Source organism: Kamptonema formosum PCC 6407 (assembly GCF_000332155.1).
GTDB lineage: Bacteria > Cyanobacteriota > Cyanobacteriia > Cyanobacteriales > Microcoleaceae > Kamptonema > Kamptonema formosum.
Genome location: NZ_KB235898.1, coordinates 185,365 through 205,673, shown reverse-complemented (window position 1 = coordinate 205,673; position 20,309 = coordinate 185,365). Strand labels below are relative to the sequence as shown.

The window sequence follows — 20,309 nt, the reverse complement described above, 5'->3', positions numbered from 1 at the left end:
CATCTCCCCCATCTCCCCTGCTCCCCATCTCCCCTGCTCCCCGCTCCCCGCTCCCCTGCTCCCCCGCTCCCCATCTCCCCTGCTCCCCCGCTCCCCCGCTCCCCATCTCCCCCGCTCCGTAAATTTACTGTGTCAGCACATTCACACGCTTGCGGAAACTTTGCTAGAATAGAACAAACTGTTACAAATTGTAACTATGCTAGTTCCTATTCTAATAATTGATGTTGCCTTAGTTGCCTGGTCTTTGCACCTGATGCAGGAAGCGATCGCGCACCGCGAATTTTCTCTGATGCTGGCTGGCACTTTAGTAGCGATGTCGGCTGCGGGGCTAGTAGTGGTTTATTTCCTAATGGGGTCTTGTCTGGTTCATTTAACCCAAATGTCCAATCATTCTTATTCGTATTTTTAGGGATTGGCGCTTAGGTTCTCCAATCATTCTTATTTGTATTTCTAGGGATTGGCGTTTATTTTCCAATTTTCAGCGCATTGTCACTTAGCACAGCTTGTTGGCAAAGCCTTGGGTTAATGGTAAACAAGGGAAAGCAAAAAAAATAATTTTGTGGAGACACTTGACAAATGTTAGTAAATCGAGGTATTGTGAAAAACGGTGAAAGAAAGGGGCTATAGCTCAGTTGGTAGAGCACTACAATGGCATTGTAGGGGTCAGCGGTTCGAGCCCGCTTAGCTCCATTAAAATTTAATTGCACAGCAATTTTTCCAGTGTGGCTTTAAGCATAACTTTGCCGCAATAGCAAGTTTATACTTTCAAGTTTATACTTTGCTAGGCGATCGCAATTGAAAGTATCGCAGAAGTCAGGTAAGCGAACTCATTGGTGACAAGGCGGCCAAAACCCGCTTTTTTTCAGGAAGCTTCTTTTATTTATCCAATCGCTACGCTAACTGATAAATTATATGCAATTAACGGGAGAATGATGATGACTCTAGATCCACAAGGAATTTTTCTGCAACCAGGACAAGGAGTTTCCTACTGGTTAAATGGTGACTTATATACTTTTAAAGTCGTGGGTGAAGAAACAGGTCAGGCTTATGCTCTGTGTGAAGTAATTGTTTCTCCACAGGGTGGCGGTGCACCCCCTCATCGGCACAGTCGGGAAAATGAATCGTTTTATGTTCAAGAAGGTTCGCTAGAATTTCAACTTGATGAACAAACTATTGTAGCAACAGCAGGCACTTTTCTCTACTCGCCAAAAGGTCAGCTTCATCGCTTTACTAATACTAGCTCTGTGCCTGCAAAAATGCTCGTTTGGGTGACTCCAGCAGGATTTGAGAAGTTTGTGGCAGAAGTCGGAAAGTCAACAGATAGTCAGGTTGGTTCTGCACCATCTTTAAGTCCTACAGATTTGGAAAAAATTATGTCTACTGCACCTAAGTATGGTATTGAGATTATTCCCCCTTCCTCTGCTCAGTGAGGTAAACCAATAATTATACCAAATCCGGCTTAAATATCCCCTTTATTCTTTAGTCCCTCTTAGCTCGGACTTAGTTTGTATAGTAGCGATTTCAATCGCCGCATGATAAAAAGGATATCAAACCCGGATTTAGTATTACTTTTCTTTTCCCACCATAGCAGCCTGTTGAGATAATTATCCTGCCAAAACACGCGATCGCATTTCCAAATAAATCAACAACGCCGTCACATCAGCCGGATTCACCCCGCCAATTCTCGCCGCTTGACCAATAGTTAACGGCTTCACCGTTGCCAACTTTTCCCGCGACTCCTTCGAGAGAGTTTCAATGGTCATATAATCCAAATCCGGCGGTAACTGGCGATGTTCGTGTTTGCTAACTTGGTCAATCTGATGTTGTTGGCGTTGCAGGTAGCCAGAATATTTAATATCAATTTCTGCCCCTTCTTTCTCAGCCAACTCCAAATTAGAATTAGCTAAATTATAGCGTTCCAAATCCTCATAATGGAAACCCGGACGGCGTAACAAATCTGCCAAAGTAATTGAACCCTTAATACTTTGCTGCATATCAGCTAAAATCGCCTTACCTACTTCCTCACCTTCCTTCACCCGCGTCGAGTAAAGCCGTTCCTTTTCAGCGATAATATTGGCTTGTTTCCGTTGAAATAACTCCCAACGACGGTCATCAATCAAACCAATTTCCCGGCCCAAAGGAGTGAGACGTTGATCCGCATTATCCGAACGCAATAATAACCGATATTCAGACCGAGAAGTGAGCATCCGATAAGGTTCCCGTAGGTCTTTGGTACACAAATCATCAATTAGCGTACCCAGGTAACTGTGCTCGCGGGGAAAAACAATCATTTCTTGATGATTGACAAATCTGGCAGCATTAACCCCGGCAACAATTCCCTGCGCTGCTGCTTCCTCATATCCCGTTGTCCCGTTAACTTGGCCTGCACAAAATAACCCCTCAATTTTTTTAGTCATCAAGGTGGGAAAACACTGAGTTGCTGGTAAATAATCGTATTCCACCGCATAGGCTGGCCGTAACATTACACAATTTTCTAAACCCGGAAGAGTTCGTAACATTTGTAACTGTAAATTTTCAGGTAAACCAGTAGAAAATCCCTGGATGTACAACTCAGGAATATCACGACCTTCGGGTTCAATAAATATCTGATGGCTGTCCTTATCTGCAAAGCGGACAATTTTATCTTCAATGCTAGGACAATAACGCGGGCCCTTCGCATCTACCCAGCCGCCGTAAACAGGAGAAAGGTGTAAATTTTCTCTAATTAATCTATGGGTTTCTGGAGTAGTGCGGGTGAGATAGCAAGGCATTTGTTCCCGTTCTATCCAAACATCTGGATCGAAACTAAACCAGCGAACATCGGCATCACCGGGTTGGGGTTCGAGGTTAGTGTAATTGAGGGAACGTTTGTCTACTCTGGCGGGAGTTCCAGTTTTTAATCTTCCAGTTTCAAAGCCTAGTTTGTTGAGAGTTTCAGTTAAACCAACGGCGGCGAATTCACCTGCACGTCCCGCTGGCATTGACTTATTTCCCACCCAAATAATGCCACCCAAAAATGTGCCAGTAGTGAGAATAACTGCTTTACATCCAAAGGCGACACCGAAATAAGTTTCGACACCAATAATTTCATCATTAGCGCCTAAAACTAAGTCTGTCACCATGCTTTCGCGGATGCTTAAATTGTCTTGATTTTCGACAATATTCTTCATTACAGCGGCATATTCACGCTTATCAGTTTGAGCGCGTAATGCCCAAACTGCGGGGCCGCGTGAGGAGTTAAGAATGCGTTTTTGTAAGTAAGTGCGATCGGCCATTTTGCCGATTTCTCCACCTAGTGCATCGACTTCATTTGTCAGTTGAGTTTTAGCGGGGCCACCGACGGCTGGATTGCAAGGTTGCCAGGCAATTTTATCGAGATTTAGGGTTAGTAATAGGGTGCGACAATTGAGGCGGGCGGCGGCGAGGGCGGCTTCGCAGCCTGAGTGTCCGGCACCTACTACAATGATGTCGAAGTGGTCTTGGAATTCTGGGAGGGCTTTTCTGGTCATGGTTTAGGTTGAGTTGCTAGGACTCATGTTTCATTTTAGCAGTTATACTGATATTTGTGGTATTCCCTTAGTCGTTCACCTTTCCTGAAACTTTTCTTCCATGACATCGAATCGCGATCGCTTGACCGGATTGGGAAATCAAGAACTGATACAAACTCGCTTCGAGCAATATGCTGGAAATCGAGCGCGATTTGGAATGATCCTGATCGATATAGATGGATTCATATATTTCAATGATTGCTATGGTCATCTTGAAGGCGATGAAAAACTGAGACAGATTACTAACTTGATCAACCAAAATTTACCGGATGATATTGATGTTTTTAGAGCTGGTGGAGATGAGTTTGTTATTTTTATAGCTGACTCGAAGATGGCGGAAGTTGTCTCAATAGCAATGCAGCTCTGTGAGGCAGTTAATCAAAATTTTTCTCACCTTCCACCATTGCGAAGGTTCTTTATTATGCCTGATTTTAGTTATGTAGAAGTTCATTGTCCGCTGACAGTATCCTGTGGGGTAGCTTTCTATCCAGAAGATGGTGTTAATTACGCCACTTTATATCAGGCAGCAGAGGAAGCAGCAATAAGAGGCGGCAAACGCTTATATGGTGGTGTTGTAGGTGTAGCAATGAATTTATATAATTCTTGCTTTTTGCCTTCCACTGATTGCAAAACCACAGGCTAACAAGCATATTGCAACAGCGGAGGCAAATTCTTAGTGTTAAGTAATTCATTGGCCAGTAAAGCTCCTCTGTATTCAGTAAGTCGAGATATTAGGTTGCTTAAACGATCGCACACACCCCAACCCCTCAAACATCCTCAACAACCAATCCCCTCAAAGCCCCATTTCGCGCTATCCTAAACACCACATTCTAAGTAACCGTACCTAGTTAAGTTCGTGAAATACTTTTTTCTATCTGAAGGGTGGACGGTCGGGCGCGTCTGGGGAGTTGGCGGCTTGTGGAGCGAAACTGCCTGGAGGCGATCGCCCGACATAGAGAAACTCAATCTCTGCCTCTGGGATCAAAACGAGAAAATGTGGCTCTACCGCGTAGAAGAAGCCGTACTCATGGTAGAAGTAAAACCCACAGCCCCGCTCCTAGAAAGCGATCCCACCAAAAATATCGGTAACGTCGTACTCACCCGCCTGATCGCTGCCGAGCAAGTCCTCGAACGCTTGTGCTCGATCGAAGCCCGATGTCAGATCGGCAATCCCCACTTGATGTAGCTCAGAATATTGCAATCGGTTCTAACACTCGATACACTTCTTTAAATAACTTTCATTTTTATGCCTCCCGCGTCTTACCATCCCCAAGTCTAGGTAATACTACACCCAGACAAAAAGACAGCAAGCGCCGGCGGCTTAATAAAAAGCTGAAAAGCTGTCAAAGTCAAAATAAACATCTCTCACCTTTGGAGGAGCGTAGTCAATGGGACTACCCTGGTATCGCGTACACACAGTCGTCTTGAATGATCCAGGTCGATTGATTTCAGTACACCTCATGCACACTGCCCTCGTGGCAGGCTGGTCGGGCTCAATGGCCCTCTACGAACTAGCAATTTTCGATCCGAGCGATCCCGTCCTTAACCCCATGTGGCGGCAGGGAATGTTCGTCCTGCCATTCATGGCTCGCTTGGGCGTGACCAAATCTTGGGGCGGTTGGAGCATCACCGGCGAAAGTGCCGCAGATGCAGGCATTTGGTCTTTTGAAGGCGTTGCCGCCGCTCACATCATCCTGTCCGGTCTACTATTCCTCGCCGCCGTCTGGCACTGGGTTTACTGGGATTTAGAACTCTTCAGAGACCCTCGCACTGGCGAACCAGCTCTCGACTTGCCGAAAATGTTCGGCATTCACCTGTTCTTGTCCGGTCTACTCTGCTTTGGCTTCGGAGCCTTCCACCTATCGGGTCTCTTCGGGCCCGGAATGTGGGTCTCTGACCCCTACGGTTTAACCGGTCACGTCCAAGCCGTCGCGCCAGCCTGGGGCCCAGAAGGATTTGACCCCTTCAACCCTGGTGGCATCGTGGCCCACCACATTGCTGCTGGAGTCGTAGGCGTGATTGCTGGACTGTTCCACTTAACTGTTCGTCCTCCCGAACGGCTCTACAAAGCCCTACGGATGGGTAACATCGAAACGGTACTATCCAGTAGTATCGCTGCCGTCTTCTTCGCCGCTTTCATCGTGGCTGGTACGATGTGGTACGGTTCCGCCGCTACTCCCATCGAGCTATTTGGGCCAACTCGCTATCAATGGGATAGTAATTATTTCCAGCAGGAAATTCAACGCCGAGCCCAAACTACCATTGCTAACGGTGGCAGCGCTCAGCAAGCTTACGAGCAAATTCCTGAGAAGCTAGCTTTCTACGACTACGTAGGTAATAGCCCCGCTAAAGGCGGTCTGTTCCGTGCTGGCCCAATGAACAAAGGCGATGGCATTGCTAAAGGTTGGCTGGGCCATGCCGTGTTCAAAGACAGTGAAGGTCGGGAATTGTCGGTACGCCGTCTGCCTAACTTCTTTGAAAACTTCCCAGTTATTCTGACCGATAAAGATGGGATAGTTCGCGCTGACATCCCCTTCCGTCGCGCCGAGTCGAAATATAGCTTCGAGCAAGCTGGCGTTACTGTCAGCTTCTACGGTGGAGAATTGAACGGTCAAACGTTGAATAACCCCGTTGATGTCAAGAAGTACGCTCGTGCGGCCCAGAAGGGTGAGGTGTTTGAATTTGACCGCGAAACTTTGAAGTCTGACGGGGTATTCCGCACTTCTACTCGCGGTTGGTTTACTTTCGGACACGCTTGTTTTGCTTTGCTGTTCTTCTTTGGCCATATCTGGCATGGTTCCCGCACCCTCTTCCGGGATGTGTTTGCTGGAATTGACCCAGACCTAGAAGAGCAAGTCGAGTTCGGTCTGTTCCAAAAATTGGGCGACGTTACGACTCGCAGACAGGAAACTTAAACTTCTGTCGGAATCTGAAAAACCCGGTTTCTTGAAGGAACCGGGTTTTTTATAGCTAGGGGCTAGGGGCTAGGGGCTAGGGAAGAGGGAACTTACTTTTACAGGACTTAGACACCCAACCAAAGAAACCGGGTTTTTTACGAAAATACTTCGTTGTGACCCACAGATTCTCTCAAAAACCCGGTTTCTGGAACCATGAGCGTAAGTCCTATTTTATTCTCTTTCCCTTCTTCCCTGAGCATCGGAGCATCGAAGCATCGTAGCCTCTATTTCCCCTTCTTTCCCTAGCCCCTAGCCCCTAGCCCCTAACCCCTAACCGCCTTGGCGGTTGCTATAATCACTTTGTTCCGTAAAGGCGATCGCCTGCATCTCCCATGCCCGGTACAATATAACCGTGTTCGTCTAAACCTTCGTCAATTGCCGCCGTGTAAATTGGCACATCGGGGTGTTGTTCGTGGAAGTGCTTAATCCCTTCCGGTGCCGCGAGCAAGCATAAAAACTTAATAGAAATGGCGCTAACTTCTTTAATTCTATCCACCGCCGCCACCGCTGAATTACCAGTTGCTAACATCGGATCGACAATTAACACATCTCGGTGTTCGATATCGTGGGGAACCTTAAAATAATATTCAATTGCCATCAGAGTTGTAGGCTCACGATACAGCCCAATATGTCCGACTCTTGCTGACGGTATTAGTTCTAATATACCATCTAAAAGACCCTGACCTGCTCGCATAATAGAGACAATTACCATTTTCTTTTCCGAGGCTAGCATGGGAGCGATCGTTGAGGCGATGGGAGTTTGGATTTTCTCATATTTGAGTGGCAAGTCGCGCGTTACTTCATAAGCTAATAAGATTCCCATTTCCTTGAGAAGTTGCCGAAATTTTGCCGTACTGATTTTTGTTTGGCGCACAAGCGTCAACTTGTGCTGCACTAATGGATGATCGATGACGATAACTTTTGCAGTCATTTTAACAATATCTTAGTAGTAGGACTACTGTAGCAATATTTTTCAGAATTAGGATTAAAATACAGTACCATCACTTTCTATCTGAATTGGCGGCACTCCACCGACTCTCAATTCAGCGGCAATTTTCCTTCCCGCAGTCCAGGTTCCTCCTTGTAAAATCTTCACTAGCGGCAATTCTGCGGTAGTTAAGTTTAGCTTTTTCCGAATTAGTTCGGCAATTTTATCTAACAATTTGGCAGTCAGCGCTCTCCATTCTACTATGATTTCTGAACCAGGCAAGTGAGCTTGTTGAAAAATAGCTGTATCTTTTACCTTTAGCAGTCCAATATCTAAACAAAACCCACCATTACGATATTCTGGCAATCCTGTTAATTCATCTAATGCAATTACTTCTAAGCCAAGTTCTTGTAGCGGTTCTAATAGGGAGTAAGTTAACCATTGAGAAAGTTTGTGAAAGGGTATATAGCCATCACTTAAATTTTGTCCCTGTAAAGCTGGATGTGACCAAACATCGCCTAAGTTCACACCGGAAATGGTATATCTTCCTGGCCAAATTTCTCCGAAACCTGTTAAAACAGCGCTCAATACTTCCGCAGCTTCGATCGTCATCATTCCTGAGCGTTTACTATCATGCAAATATTGGGCTAAATTCCCAGGACGCGGATTCTCATTCCCAAATAATAGAGGATTTTGGCTGAGAACTTTTCCTAATCTTTGCAACAATTCTAGTCTACCTTCTAAACCAACTAAATGATTATTTTGATTAACTTGTAATCCTGTAGCTAATGTCTGTAATTTTAGCTGAGAAAGTGCTACAGCATCAGCTTGGAAAGGGAAATCGGGATTACTAGAAAAAATGCCTTGACAAAACATCCGAAAACTGGCAACTGCTAAGCCTTCGGAACGGCGATAAACTTGTCCGGTTTCCTGTTCGCTATATTCCCAATTTGTACCTGCACCTGCATCGAGTAAAACGCTGATAATTGCTAAGTCAAATTTGACTTTAGCTTTATTAATTGGGGTGAGTTGTGCTAAGATTTTATCTAGTTCCGCCATACGCGGTATTTCCCCGACTTCAAAATGTCGCCAACGGCTGTGAAATGGGATGTTAAAATCGGGATATTGTTCGCGGATTACGTCAATGACATAATTAGCGGCTTTGTCTAATTGGGTTAAATCAATGCGAAAATAACGCAGTTTGTCTTCGCAAGCCAAATTGAAGAGGCGATCGCACTTTTCCCGAATTGTGCTTGGTGTTCTTAGGTATTCGATGGCCTCAAGTTCGAGATTGTTCATCTTCATAGTTGTCTTAGCTTTAGTATCCTCTACTGCTGCCAGATTTGCGATCGCACCGACTGACATTTGCTGATAGTCTCTAGCAATTTGTTGAACTTGACTTTGACCACATCCCCGCAGGCAAATTGCCTCAGCAGCCGTGACATCCTTCACATCAATGAGATTTCCTAATTCCAGGCGACCAGCCTTTGTAAGAGGAATTTCCCCTACTTGTTCGACGTTAGGAATATTATCGATATCTGATTCAGTTTGATCGGACTCTTGAGCGTTTTCTGACCCCTCATTTTATCTCTTCCACTTCCTCTTCTCACCTATTCTGCTACTTTCACTTCTTCCTTTTCAACCTCCGCAGGCGGAATCTTCTCCACAGCAATTAAAGCTTCCATCACTGATTTGACAACAGGTGCGGCCACTAAACCCCCCGTTCCTCCCTGGGGTTCATCAATCACTGCTAACACCACATAACGGGGAGATTCAACAGGTAAAATTCCCACAAAACTAGCAATGCTAGCATAATCTGAATAACCACCAGTAGGATTAGCTTTTTGAGCAGTTCCCGTTTTCCCAGCAATGCGATAACCGGGAATTTGCGCGGCTTTTCCCGTCCCATCTTTCACAACCATTTCCATCATTTCTAACACTTCTTTTGTCTTCTCTGGTGAAAATACTTGCCTTGGCGCTGGCCTGCGAAGTTCCCAAAAAGGCTGTCCATCTCCGCTAAAAAGTCCTCGCACAACGTGAGGAGTAACGATTTTACCGCCATTGGCCAAAGCGCCGCACAGTTGTACGAGTTGCAGCGCAGTTAGGGAAAAACCCTGGCCAAAAGCGGTAGTTGCAGCTTCTACTCGCGAACTAATAAATTGTTCTCGGCTTTTGAGTTGACTGGGTACTTCAAAAGGTAAGTCGGAATCTGTGGTTTGTCCTAGTCCTAAACGTTCGAGGGCATTGTAATAAGCTGAAGCCTTGACTTTCTGCATGATATGTACCATGCCGACGTTGCTGGAATGCTGCAAAATCTCAGTGACAGTGACAGCGCCACGCGGGCCTGCTTGTCTGTAATCGTAGTTGGAAATCGGCCAGCCACCCACGAAAATCTGACCTTCATCGTTAAAAACGGTTTCGGGTTTAACTGCATCAGCTTCTAGGGCGATCGCAATATTAATCGGTTTAAAAGTCGAACCCGGTTCATAAACATCAGTTAGCGCCCAATTTTTAAACCGTTCCAGATTGAATTTAAAATATTGATTGGGGTCATAGGAAGGTTCGGATACCAGCGATAGCAATTCCCCATCCCGCGCGTCCATCACAATTACAGCCCCTCGCTTCCCCTTAAATTTCTCCATTTGTTGCTTGAGGGCCGATCGCGCTACCCGTTGCAAACGGGTATCTATAGTCACTTGCAATTGCAAATCATCGAACTGGACAAATCCTGCGGCGAGTTGATCTGGAACCCAGTTACCATTAACCGCCCGCTTATAACGGATGGACGGCATTGTACGCTCTAGCAAGTTTTGCTGGCTGTATTCTACCCCGGCTTGACCATTGCGATCGCTATCTACATAGCCCACAACACCAGCCGCGAGTTCCTGCTGGGGGTAAAAGCGCTGTTGTTGCTGAATCAGTTCTAAGCCATCGACTGGTTGCTTCTCGATTAACAAGTTACTGACGCGATCGCCCATTTCCTCACTTAATCCGTCCGCAATTTTAATCCCGCTTTCAGCACTATTAAACTTTTGTAGCAGTACGCCCTCAGTAATCGTCTGTCCACCGCCCATACCCGCCAGCAGCGGCGCAAGATTAGCCGCGATCGTTCCCTTCGTCTGCTTGAATAGCTTCGGGTGAGCCCAGAGTGTATAAACTGGGCGGTCTAGCGCTAAAATCTCCCCTTTGCGGTCAATAATTGGTCGTCTCGGTACAAAGGGGCGCGATCGCGAGATTTGCTGCTGTTGCGCCCGTTTTTGCAAAATTGGTGCTTCCCTAACTTGTAAGTAAAACAAATTTGCAGCCAATCCCAACCCAGACACCATTAATATCCCCCAGACAATGTAAGGGCGGTACTTATCCCGTTTTTGTAAACGTTCTCTAGGCGGTTGCTGACGATATTTAGGATCTATTTTGCGAAGGCGGTTCTGAGGCTGGCTGTTGGGGAGGCGGGAAACAGAACTTCTAGGCCGCTGATTCGATTTTGGACGTGCAGAAGTTAGCGATCGACGGCGTTTAAAGCGGGAGTCGTAAGTCATAAAAATTGGGCATTTCTTAGAGTTAACTGTTAACTGTTAACTGTTAACTGTTAACTGTTAACTGTTAACTGTTAACTGTTAATATCCCAAAGGTGTCTCACCAGCAGATTTCTGAGTAGACTGGGGATCTAGGTTAGCTGCGGGAGTGGGACGCTCTGGCGCAGGTTCCAGAAAGATCATGTCCTCTGGCTGTTGCGGAGCCAAACCCGTTTCGGGATTTTCCGCCGCCGTAGCGATTTGATGTTTTAAGACAACGCTAGCAGCGCTTAATTGCTGTTCGCTACGTCGCAATGTTTCTAGCTTTTGGTATTCTTCGCTCCAACGCTGTTGGCCGTAAACTGTCCAACCGTAAACCGTAAGAGTACAACTCAGCAGCAAAAATGCGATCGCTGATGAGGTACGCTGTAGGCTCAATAGCGATCGCAGCCAAACCGGTTTTAACTGATGGTTAGGCAGAATTTTGACAGAGGCCACCTTTGTAGGAACTGCACCCCGGCCGATAGTGGGAACGGAAGTGGTAGCCGCTTGAGAAGATACATTTGTCCGCCGAGCTCGCCCAATCGGAGTAACTTTACTTTCCGCTGAGGAAATGGCAGCTAGGCGAGAGGGGCGGTGTTGGGCAGAATCTGGGGAGCTCATAGCAACAGTCATAGACTTCACCAATATGTTATGTGCGGCAGCTTTAGTTTTAATTATGTGTGGAGGCATTCAGCCGTCTTACCAACCATAGCTCAGAAATAAATTCACAGTTTGATCTTGAATTTAGTTTACAAACGTTCTATAGATTCAGTTGTTAACTCCGCTATCCCCTTCGGATTGAAGGGTTTTTTGCCTGTGGTTAAATAAATTACTATACGTAGATTTTACTGGCGAAAATCCTGCAAAAAGTTTTTACGCTCCCACCGGATCTCGGCAAAAACTATGATACCTTAGAGTGCGGTAGAGAACAAAGTCGCTGCTTTAACCGCTGATTCCGGGTAAACCGGAAAAAACTTAGAGTGCTGACTCTCTACACTAAAATCTAATACTCACGGGGCGTTTCAGTCTTGCGATCGCCTCTAACCGGGTATTCTTAGTCAACCCCAAAACTGACGAAGGGCTAAGGCTAAGAATAGGCGCTTAAGACTTAAACCGTAGAGTCTCTTGTAGGAATGCAAAATTTGCCTACATTTTTAGAAGCGGTTTTCGACCTTAAGGAGCAATTTATGAGCAAAAACTTTATTCGTTTGACTTTGGCCCTTGGATTGGCTGCGGTTTTAGGGTCATGTGCTGGCGAAAGCGGAACTAGCCCAAGTCCTTCATCTCCAGCATCTTCTCCTAGCCCAGCAGAATCTCCCGCCGCTAGCCCTGCACCAGCTTCTCCTAGTGCTGCGCCTGCTTCGCCTAAGAAGTCTCCTTAGTCAGAGCGATCGCGCCATACCTTCCTTCAAGGCATAGCCTGTAATCTGCTCAACGGATCGCTCCTCACATATTTTGTTTAAATGGCATCAGTTGTGGTGGAAATGAAAATGTTAGTTTGTGTCTGATGCTCTTACTGCAATTCAGTACATCTCACTACTGTCGCAAAGCTCGCTTGGCTCTGGGTTACAAGGGTCTACCTTACCAAGTTGAGAATTTGACTCCGGGGTTGCACTTGTTGAAAATCCGACCGCTGACGGGAGGTTTAACGACAGTACCAGTGCTCCTTCCTCAGTTAGAGGGTCAACCAGCCGCGATCGCAGACTCCACCCAAATTTTTAAATTTCTGGAGTCATACTGTCCCTCCCCTCCTCTGTTGCTCCCCGATCCCCAGCTACAAGCTGAGGCCTGGATGCTGGAAGACTGGCTTGATGAAAGCATCGGCACGGCAACTCGATTTGTTTACTATCAGTTTCGTGCAGGCCCAGGCAAAGCCATTGACCCGTCTGTGTTGAGTCAAATCGTCATCCAAGCAGTACGCAGACAGTACCGCATCAATCAAGCCTCGGTGGAACTGGCTACTGGCCGCCTTGCCAGTGCTATCGAGTTTCTAGGGGAGCGCTGGCAAAAAGGGCCCTATCTAGTTGGAGATCGTCTAAGTGTTGCCGATATTGCTGCGGCAGCCCTGCTATCTCCCTTAGCCCTGATTCCCCAATACAGCCAAGGCTATCCCTGGCTGTTCGCTCGTATTGTCGAAATTCACCAACTCTGCCGGGAACCTCTGCCCCCTGGATTACAAACCATTGTCAATGCGAGTTAAGCAATAGCATAATTTTGGATAAAAGTTTCGATCGAACTGCATTCACTTTATAATTATTAATAGACTTCTTTCTGCCTCGATAACTTGCAGTAATTGCAGTCATATTGATGCAGACAGTAGCAATTGTGACAAATTCATAGCCATTTTCAATTGAGATAGATTGCTCTTAATTAGCAATTAGTAATTAGCAATTAGCAATTCTCATACAACTGAAAACCGCTATATTTGCAATAACTACGGTCATATTCATGATGCTTTCTCTGCAAGCTGCAAGAAACGTCAAAACCAAAGCAATTAAAGTTTTGCAGTTAAATGGTACGGCGCGACTCGTCGGAACCAACCTGATTCGATCGGGTGAACGCCTACTAGATAATACGCTGCCAATAGGCGAACGGCGTGTGAGTGGGAACCCTAGTGATAGGGATATTAGGAGCGAAATCTCCTAAGAATCCCATCCCTTTTAGGGGTGAGAGTGTCAAAATTGGAACAAAAGTAATCGGAAATGGGTTGATCCCTCATCCTCTTTTAGAGTGTTGTAGTTCGCCCAGTACCGTAAAAGCGTACAAACCTAAAATTTAGGCAGTGTCTACATTTTAGGGAACTATAAATGTAACGTGAACTCGCCCCTCCAGGTTTTTTAAGTCAATTTAGTTAAGCGATCAGTGATTCAGGTAGGTAACTTTATGCCCACGAGCATCCCCTTTGAACAGATTGACCGGATTGTTTGGAATCAGCACCAAGACCCCTTTGAAGTGCTCGGCCCACATCTAATTGAGCAGAATGGCAAAAAAGCCTGGGCGGTGCGAGCATACCTGCCAAACGCGGATGCAGTGTCGGTGGTGTTGCCGGAAGCAAGGGCAGAGTACCCGATGCAAGCAGTACACCACCCTCACTTTTTTGAATGTACAATTGAAACAGCAGAGTTAGCGAACTATCAGTTCCGAGTCAAAGAAGGCGATCGCGATCGCTTCATCTACGACCCCTACGCCTTCCGTTCTCCCAAACTGACAGAATTTGACCTCCACCTATTTGCCGAAGGCAACCACCACCGCATCTACGAAAAATTGGGTGCTCACCTAACTGAGGTAGATGGAGTCAAAGGAGTATACTTCGCAGTCTGGGCCCCCAATGCCCGCAACGTTTCATTATTGGGAGACTTCAACAGTTGGGACGGCCGCAAACACCAAATGCGGAAAGGGCAAACAGGCATCTGGGAAATATTTATTCCCGGTTTAGACGCAGGTGAGCACTACAAGTACGAAGTCAAAAATATGGAGGGGCATCCCTACGAAAAGTCAGACCCCTATGGCTTCCAGCAAGAAGTACGACCAAAAACAGCCTCAATTGTCACTGACTTAGACGCTTACACCTGGAACGATAGCGGTTGGATGGAACACCGCCGACACACAGATGCACTGACTCAGCCAGTTTCCGTTTACGAATGCCATCTAGGTTCTTGGCTACACGCGAACTCTGCCGAACCAGCCTTGTTACCCAATGGCAAACCAGAACCAGTGGTACAAGTTTCGGAACTAAATCCCGGAGCACGCTTTCTAACTTATCGGGAATTAGCCCACAAATTAATCCCCTATGTTAAGGATTTGGGCTATACCCATATAGAATTATTGCCGATCGCCGAACACCCCTTTGATGGCTCTTGGGGATATCAAGTGACGGGTTATTTTGCCCCGACTTCTCGCTACGGCAACCCTCAAGACTTCATGTATTTTGTTGACCAATGCCACGAACACGGCATTGGCGTAATTGTAGACTGGGTTCCCGGTCATTTCCCCAAAGACGGTCACGGTTTACCTTTCTTTGATGGCACGCACTTATACGAGCACGCCGATCCCCGCAAAGGCGAGCACAAAGAATGGGGAACACTGGTTTTTAACTACAACCGCAACGAAGTCCGGAATTTCTTAGTAGCAAATGCCCTGTTCTGGTTTGACAAATACCACATCGACGGCATTCGCGTGGATGCAGTAGCTTCAATGCTGTATTTAGATTATTGCCGCGAACCTGGGGAATGGGTGACAAACCAGTACGGGGGCCGAGAAAATATTGAAGCAGCGGAGTTTTTGCGGCAAACTAATCATGTAATTTTTAGCTATTTTCCAGGGGTATTATCGATCGCAGAGGAATCTACTTCTTGGCCGATGGTATCTTGGCCTACCTATGTGGGAGGTTTGGGCTTTAACCTCAAGTGGAATATGGGCTGGATGCACGATATGCTCGACTATTTCCACATGGACCCCTGGTTCCGCCAGTTCCACCAAAACAACATTACTTTCAGTATGTGGTACAACCACAGCGAGAATTTTATGTTGGCTTTATCGCACGACGAAGTGGTTCACGGAAAGAGTAATATTCTCGGCAAGATGCCAGGAGATGACTGGCAGAAGTTTGCTAATGTGCGGGCGTTATTTGCTTATATGTTCGCTCACCCTGGGAAGAAAACGATGTTTATGGGCATGGAGTTTGCCCAGTGGCGGGAGTGGAATGTCTGGGGGGATTTAGAATGGAATTTGATGCAATTCCCGGCTCACCAAGGAATCAAACAGTTTTTTACAGATTTGAATCATCTTTACCGCACTGAGCCAGCCCTTTATGAGCAGGATTTCAATCAAGAAGGGTTTGAATGGATTGATTGTAGCGATAATCGCCACAGCGTAGTCGCCTTTATTCGCCGCTCTAAGGATGCGGAAGAGTTTTTAGTCACGGTTTGCAATTTTACACCGCAACCTCACAGTCATTATCGGGTAGGCGTGCCTGTAGCGGGTTTCTATACGGAGTTGTTTAATACTGATGCTCGCGAGTATGGGGGCAGCAATATGGGGAATTTGGGCGGAAAATGGACGGATGAGTGGTGGTTCCACAATAAGTCTTTTTCACTGGATTTGTGTTTGCCACCTTTGGGAGTTTTGGTGTTGAAATTGGATCGAGCTAAGACGGCTGCTGTCATGCAGGGGGCTTTTGAGGAATGAGATCGAGTCCGATTTACCTGTTATTAATTCAGCGATTTTAATCGCTCTTACATTTTCTTTAACCCCTCTAGGCAAGTTATAAGAAAAGCAGGAAATCGGGCTAGTCAAAGTTCCGTTTTTTCAGGGGAGGCTGGATTGATACCAATTTTAGAGTTAGTATTAATTACATCCTCCCTTGCTAAGAGCTTTGGTTGCGTCTTCTGCGGTTCGCATTCCACCTATAATCGTTGAAACAATCACACAGCGGTTATTTTTTTTACCCAATTGTTCGTGCTTTACCGTTACTCTCCCCAATTGTCCTTGGGCTATGGCGGTACAATCGTCTTCAGGATCGGGAACGGGACAGCCTTTGTGGTTAAATAACGCTCTGTAGACGTTACCTGATGGTCGTTGATTATTGGTGGGATTGACTTTATCTAAAGTTGTATTATCAACATCTATTCTAATTTTTTGCGCGAAACTATGCCATTTTAATTGTGCAAGTCGATCGGAGATTGCTTCTTCCATTCGATCGGGGAAAATGTGAGCTGGATGGACTGCCCATTGTACTATTCCACCCTGTTCTCTAAAGCTGGCTTGCCAGGAAATTTTATCGCGTTTGGCGTTGCTTTGGGCGATGCGTATTGCCCAGAAAATTCTATCTTGGGAGGTGCGAAGGTTTTGGTTATTGATGAATGCTAACCAACTAGGAGCCGCGATCGCACTGAATATACCCAGTATAAAAATTATAATTAATATTTCAATGATTGTAAAGCCTGCTGCGGCTAAGTTGATTGCTCTGCGGCAGGCTGGTGTCTTGATTGTCACTTAGATGCACTCCCTGATGCCTGTAACAAACTTTTTTCCTCAAGCTGATTTTAACAGGAGTTATGTGGAAGCGATCGCGCTTAAAATCTGGTATTGATTAGCTTTACTTATGGCAGTGGCTAGGATGAGGATAATTTTATTTTTTCACAACTTACGTAATGCCGCCCTCTGGGGGTAACAATACCGCCCAGAGGACGGCGTTACGGATATGTTCGCGACAACACTTTTTTAATCCGGCGACAAACCTTTTCCAGCTAACCATTCTCGATTAAATAGCCGCGATTGATAGCGAGAACCGCCATCGCAAAGTACAGTCACAATTGTATGTCCCGGCCCCATCTGCTTCGCTAATGCAACCGCCGCACCGACATTAATTCCTACGGAACCACCCATAAATAATCCGTCTTTTCTCAACAGTTGGTAAATCACCCGCACTGCTTCCGCGTCGTCAATTTGGATGGCATCATCTATAGGAGCATTTTCCATATTAGCAGTAATTCTGCTAGTGCCAATACCTTCAGTAATTGAGCTACCTTCTATCTTAATTTCCCCAGTTTTAACGTAACTGTAAAGACCGCTACCCATTGGCTCTGCCAAAATGATTCTAATGGCTGGATTCTTTTCTTTTAGGAACATTCCCACCCCGGCAAAAGTTCCTCCCGTTCCCGTTGCTGTCACCCAAGCATCAATTTTTCCTCCTGTTTGTCCCCAGATTTCGGGGCCAGTTGTTTCATAATGTGCTTGACGATTAGCTAAATTATCAAATTGATTTGCCCAGATTGCATTATCTATTTCTGAGGCCAATCTTCCAGAGAATTTAACATAGTTATTAGGATCTTTGTAGGGAACAGCAGGCACGGTTCGGACTTCAGCCCCTAATGTTCTCAATGCGTCTATTTTTTCTTGAGATTGGGTATCAGGAATTACGATTAGGCATTTGTAACCTTTAGCGTTGCATATATGAGCTAAACCGATGCCAGTATTGCCTGCGGTTCCTTCTACTACTGTCCCACCTGGTTTTAATAAGCCTTTTTCTTCGGCATCTTTGATAATATAATGGGCTGCTCGATCTTTCACAGAACCGCCGGGATTAAGAAATTCTGCTTTACCGAGAATTTCGCACCCAGTTTCATCGCTGAAGCTGTTTAATCGGATTAGGGGGGTGTTGCCAAGAGTGCCTACAAAACCGTTTTTGATATCCATGCTATTTGTGTTTTTATTTACTACTAAATTTTACAATAAATTCTTATTACTCATTATATACACAAAGGTTTATACTTAAGAAATAGAAGATTTCACTGGCTCGTGGGCAAAAGGGAGCTATGATTCACCTCAACAGTCGTTACAGGAACACTTTCTCAAGCATGGTGACGAAGTAGGGGCAGAAGATGTTACCCAATATCTGCGAAAAGCAGAGGAATTTAAGATTGCAGCTAAAAAAGGGTCACGGAAAACCAATGTTTCAGGAGCAAGGCCAGGGGTGAAAAGGTACTCTAAGAATGGGCGGTACATTGACCTAGATTCTGATAATAACATAATTTCATTTGGATCGTATTAGCAATTTTTAGGAGTAAACGTATGAGTCTCGACCATGATTTTTTACTTTTGCCTGAAGGGAAAGTTAATTATACAGATTACGCCAAATACTTTCGTCGCTCTTGCGATCTGAACTCTTCCCGTCTGATAATTGACTATGATTTGATTAGTTACCTTAATGATACATTAAAGTGGGTACCTACCCTCAACCCTGCTAATCCTAAAGATAATCTTAAAGAGTGGCAAGGTTACGGCTTAAATCTTTACGGGCCGACAATCATCAATAAACAGGGAGCAGAGGTTTTTCATCATGTAGTTTGGTCATGGGCACAATTATTTTCAAAAGCTCCTGCAAAACTTCAGCTAACTGGTTCTTGGATGTCTGACATAGATGATGAAGGAGTAGAAAGTGAGCCGTATTACGAACAGTTAGAATTTGATCGAGATATGGTAGTCAACAATTTGATAACTCTGGCAACCTACGCTGATAAAACTTGTAGCGGCGATTTTTTCATTTTGCATCTGGGAATTTGACTATAAATAAAATTACCAAATTTTACTCATATTGAGAACAAATCCCGGCAAAACAGGATCGCCGCTAATTGTAGCAGGATTTTCCAAACATTCCTCTGGTAAACCTGGACGGTAAATATAAACTCTGCGATTTTTGCGGTCAATTAGCCAGCCTAGCCTGACTCCCGCTTCCCTCATGTATTCCGCCATTTTTTCTTGCAGAGGTTTTAAGTTATCAGACTCAGACCTGAGTTCTACTACAAAATCAGGACAAATGGGAGCAAATTTTTTCTTGTTTTCTGAGGATAAAGCATTCCATCTTTCTAGTTTAATCCAAGCGGAGTCTGGCGCTCTTTCTGCACCTGTTGATAAGGTAAATCCTGCACTAGAAGTAAAAACTAAACCTGTGCCATCTTGCTCTGACCATACCCACAAAGGCCCGAAGATGTTGCCTTCTCGGTTTCCTGTCTCTGAACCAGTGGGGGGCATAATTAACACTTCTCCCGATTGATTTCGTTCAATTTGTAAGTCGCGATTAATTTGACAGAACTCAAAAAAATCATCTTCTGTCATTTGCATTTTAGGCGGCATACGTAATACTATTGGAGATGAGAGCATGGTGTTTTCCTCCCTTCAAAAATTCTTTCTTTGATAACGATCTATTTACCAAATCTTACTCATATTAAGAATAAATCCCGGCAAAATAGGATCGCCGCTAATTGTAGCTGGATTTTCCAAACATTCCTCTGACAAACCAGGACGATAAATATAAACTCTGCGATTTTTGCGATCGATTAACCAGCCTAACTTTACTCCCGCTTCCCTCATGTATTCTGCCATTTTTTCTTGCAAGGGTTTCAAGTTATCGGAAGCAGACCTGAGTTCTACTACAAAATCAGGACAAATTGGTACAAATTTATCTTGCTGTTCTTCTGATAAAGCATTCCATCGTTCCAGTTTCATCCACGAAGCGTCTGGGGATTTGTCACCAACTGACAGCTTAAATCCAGTGCTTGAGTCAAAACAAATACCCGTTCCGTCTTGCTCTGTCCAATTATATAACTGTGCAAATATGCTACCGCTGCGATTGCCTGTTGTTCCTCCAGTGGGGGGCATAATTAGCACTTCTCCTGATTGATTTCGTTCGATTTGTAAGTCGCGATTGATTTGACAGAATTCAAAAAACTCATCTTCTGTCATTTGCATTTTGGGCGGCATACGTAATACTATCGGAGATGAGAGCATAATTTTTTCTCCATTAAAATATGCTGGCAGA

19 protein-coding genes and 1 tRNA gene are annotated in these 20,309 nt (G+C 45.3%); 11 read left to right on the top strand and 9 right to left on the bottom strand.

The genetic code is table 11. The features are described from left to right. Positions 1-196 precede the first annotated feature (196 nt). The 3 genes from OSCIL6407_RS0100920 to OSCIL6407_RS0100910 all read left to right on the top strand — a co-directional run bounded on the left by OSCIL6407_RS0100920 (position 197) and on the right by OSCIL6407_RS0100910 (position 1,430). A complete protein-coding gene (locus OSCIL6407_RS0100920) occupies positions 197-409 on the top strand; it encodes a hypothetical protein (protein ID WP_007354192.1) in 213 nt (70 codons plus the stop codon). Between the two features lie 208 nt (positions 410-617). After that, positions 618-690, top strand: a tRNA-Ala gene (locus OSCIL6407_RS0100915). Between the two features lie 143 nt (positions 691-833). Continuing rightward, positions 834-1,430, top strand: a complete 597-nt coding sequence (locus OSCIL6407_RS0100910) for a quercetin 2,3-dioxygenase (RefSeq protein ID WP_019486825.1) — start codon at positions 834-836, stop codon at positions 1,428-1,430. Between the two features lie 174 nt (positions 1,431-1,604). On the opposite strand, the gene mnmG is transcribed toward OSCIL6407_RS0100910, so the two are convergent. Then, the gene (mnmG, locus tag OSCIL6407_RS0100905; protein WP_007354194.1) at positions 1,605-3,509 is read right to left on the bottom strand and encodes a tRNA uridine-5-carboxymethylaminomethyl(34) synthesis enzyme MnmG; all 1,905 of its coding nucleotides are present in this window, start codon (positions 3,507-3,509) and stop codon (positions 1,605-1,607) included. Positions 3,510-3,609: 100 nt separating this feature from the next. Between mnmG and OSCIL6407_RS0100900 the strand changes: the two genes are divergently transcribed. The 3 genes from OSCIL6407_RS0100900 (at position 3,610) to psbB (ending at position 6,463) form a co-directional block, all read left to right on the top strand. Further along, positions 3,610-4,191 (top strand): GGDEF domain-containing protein, encoded by a 582-nt coding sequence (locus tag OSCIL6407_RS0100900; protein WP_007354195.1) that lies wholly within the window; start codon positions 3,610-3,612, stop codon positions 4,189-4,191. A 213-nt stretch (positions 4,192-4,404) separates the two neighbouring features. Next, on the top strand, positions 4,405-4,734 hold the full coding sequence (locus OSCIL6407_RS0100895; RefSeq protein ID WP_007354196.1) for a hypothetical protein: 330 nt from the start codon (positions 4,405-4,407) through the stop codon (positions 4,732-4,734). Between the two features lie 202 nt (positions 4,735-4,936). Then, entirely contained in the window at positions 4,937-6,463 is a 1,527-nt protein-coding gene (psbB, locus tag OSCIL6407_RS0100890) for a photosystem II chlorophyll-binding protein CP47 (protein ID WP_007354197.1), read from the top strand. Positions 6,464-6,800: 337 nt separating this feature from the next. Here the strand turns inward: psbB and upp are convergent, their stop codons facing one another. The 4 genes from upp to OSCIL6407_RS0100870 all read right to left on the bottom strand — a co-directional run bounded on the left by upp (position 6,801) and on the right by OSCIL6407_RS0100870 (position 11,623). Then, positions 6,801-7,436: a uracil phosphoribosyltransferase gene (upp, locus tag OSCIL6407_RS0100885; protein ID WP_007354198.1), complete on the bottom strand. Its 636-nt coding sequence runs from the start codon at positions 7,434-7,436 to the stop codon at positions 6,801-6,803. 54 nt (positions 7,437-7,490) lie between these two features. After that, positions 7,491-8,885: a URC4/urg3 family protein gene (locus OSCIL6407_RS0100880; RefSeq protein WP_007354199.1), complete on the bottom strand. Its 1,395-nt coding sequence runs from the start codon at positions 8,883-8,885 to the stop codon at positions 7,491-7,493. A 158-nt stretch (positions 8,886-9,043) separates the two neighbouring features. Then, the gene (locus tag OSCIL6407_RS0100875; RefSeq protein ID WP_007354200.1) at positions 9,044-10,972 is read right to left on the bottom strand and encodes a peptidoglycan D,D-transpeptidase FtsI family protein; all 1,929 of its coding nucleotides are present in this window, start codon (positions 10,970-10,972) and stop codon (positions 9,044-9,046) included. A gap of 78 nt (positions 10,973-11,050) precedes the next feature. Continuing rightward, on the bottom strand, positions 11,051-11,623 hold the full coding sequence (locus OSCIL6407_RS0100870) for a hypothetical protein (protein WP_007354201.1): 573 nt from the start codon (positions 11,621-11,623) through the stop codon (positions 11,051-11,053). A gap of 554 nt (positions 11,624-12,177) precedes the next feature. Here OSCIL6407_RS0100870 and OSCIL6407_RS0100865 point away from each other — a divergent pair. The 4 genes from OSCIL6407_RS0100865 to glgB all read left to right on the top strand — a co-directional run bounded on the left by OSCIL6407_RS0100865 (position 12,178) and on the right by glgB (position 16,177). Then, positions 12,178-12,372, top strand: coding sequence for a hypothetical protein (locus tag OSCIL6407_RS0100865; RefSeq protein WP_234708716.1), 195 nt, complete (start codon positions 12,178-12,180; stop codon positions 12,370-12,372). Positions 12,373-12,497: 125 nt separating this feature from the next. Then, positions 12,498-13,190: a glutathione S-transferase family protein gene (locus OSCIL6407_RS0100860; RefSeq protein ID WP_007354204.1), complete on the top strand. Its 693-nt coding sequence runs from the start codon at positions 12,498-12,500 to the stop codon at positions 13,188-13,190. 248 nt (positions 13,191-13,438) lie between these two features. Next, positions 13,439-13,636, top strand: a complete 198-nt coding sequence (locus OSCIL6407_RS0100855; RefSeq protein WP_007354205.1) for a hypothetical protein — start codon at positions 13,439-13,441, stop codon at positions 13,634-13,636. 237 nt (positions 13,637-13,873) lie between these two features. Further along, on the top strand, positions 13,874-16,177 hold the full coding sequence (glgB, locus tag OSCIL6407_RS0100850; RefSeq protein ID WP_007354206.1) for a 1,4-alpha-glucan branching enzyme: 2,304 nt from the start codon (positions 13,874-13,876) through the stop codon (positions 16,175-16,177). 159 nt (positions 16,178-16,336) lie between these two features. On the opposite strand, the gene OSCIL6407_RS0100845 is transcribed toward glgB, so the two are convergent. After that, positions 16,337-16,984, bottom strand: coding sequence for a hypothetical protein (locus OSCIL6407_RS0100845; protein WP_007354207.1), 648 nt, complete (start codon positions 16,982-16,984; stop codon positions 16,337-16,339). A gap of 228 nt (positions 16,985-17,212) precedes the next feature. Then, a complete protein-coding gene (locus OSCIL6407_RS0100840) occupies positions 17,213-18,187 on the bottom strand; it encodes a cysteine synthase A (RefSeq protein ID WP_007354208.1) in 975 nt (324 codons plus the stop codon). 375 nt (positions 18,188-18,562) lie between these two features. Here OSCIL6407_RS0100840 and OSCIL6407_RS0100835 point away from each other — a divergent pair, with 375 nt between their 5' ends. Next, positions 18,563-19,054 carry a hypothetical protein gene (locus tag OSCIL6407_RS0100835; RefSeq protein WP_007354209.1) on the top strand — a complete coding sequence of 164 codons (492 nt, stop codon included), beginning with the start codon at positions 18,563-18,565 and terminating at the stop codon, positions 19,052-19,054. A gap of 12 nt (positions 19,055-19,066) precedes the next feature. On the opposite strand, the gene OSCIL6407_RS0100830 is transcribed toward OSCIL6407_RS0100835, so the two are convergent. Next, positions 19,067-19,651 (bottom strand): Uma2 family endonuclease, encoded by a 585-nt coding sequence (locus tag OSCIL6407_RS0100830; RefSeq protein ID WP_007354210.1) that lies wholly within the window; start codon positions 19,649-19,651, stop codon positions 19,067-19,069. A gap of 45 nt (positions 19,652-19,696) precedes the next feature. After that, positions 19,697-20,278 carry a Uma2 family endonuclease gene (locus tag OSCIL6407_RS0100825; protein WP_007354211.1) on the bottom strand — a complete coding sequence of 194 codons (582 nt, stop codon included), beginning with the start codon at positions 20,276-20,278 and terminating at the stop codon, positions 19,697-19,699. Between the last annotated feature and the right edge of the window lie 31 nt (positions 20,279-20,309).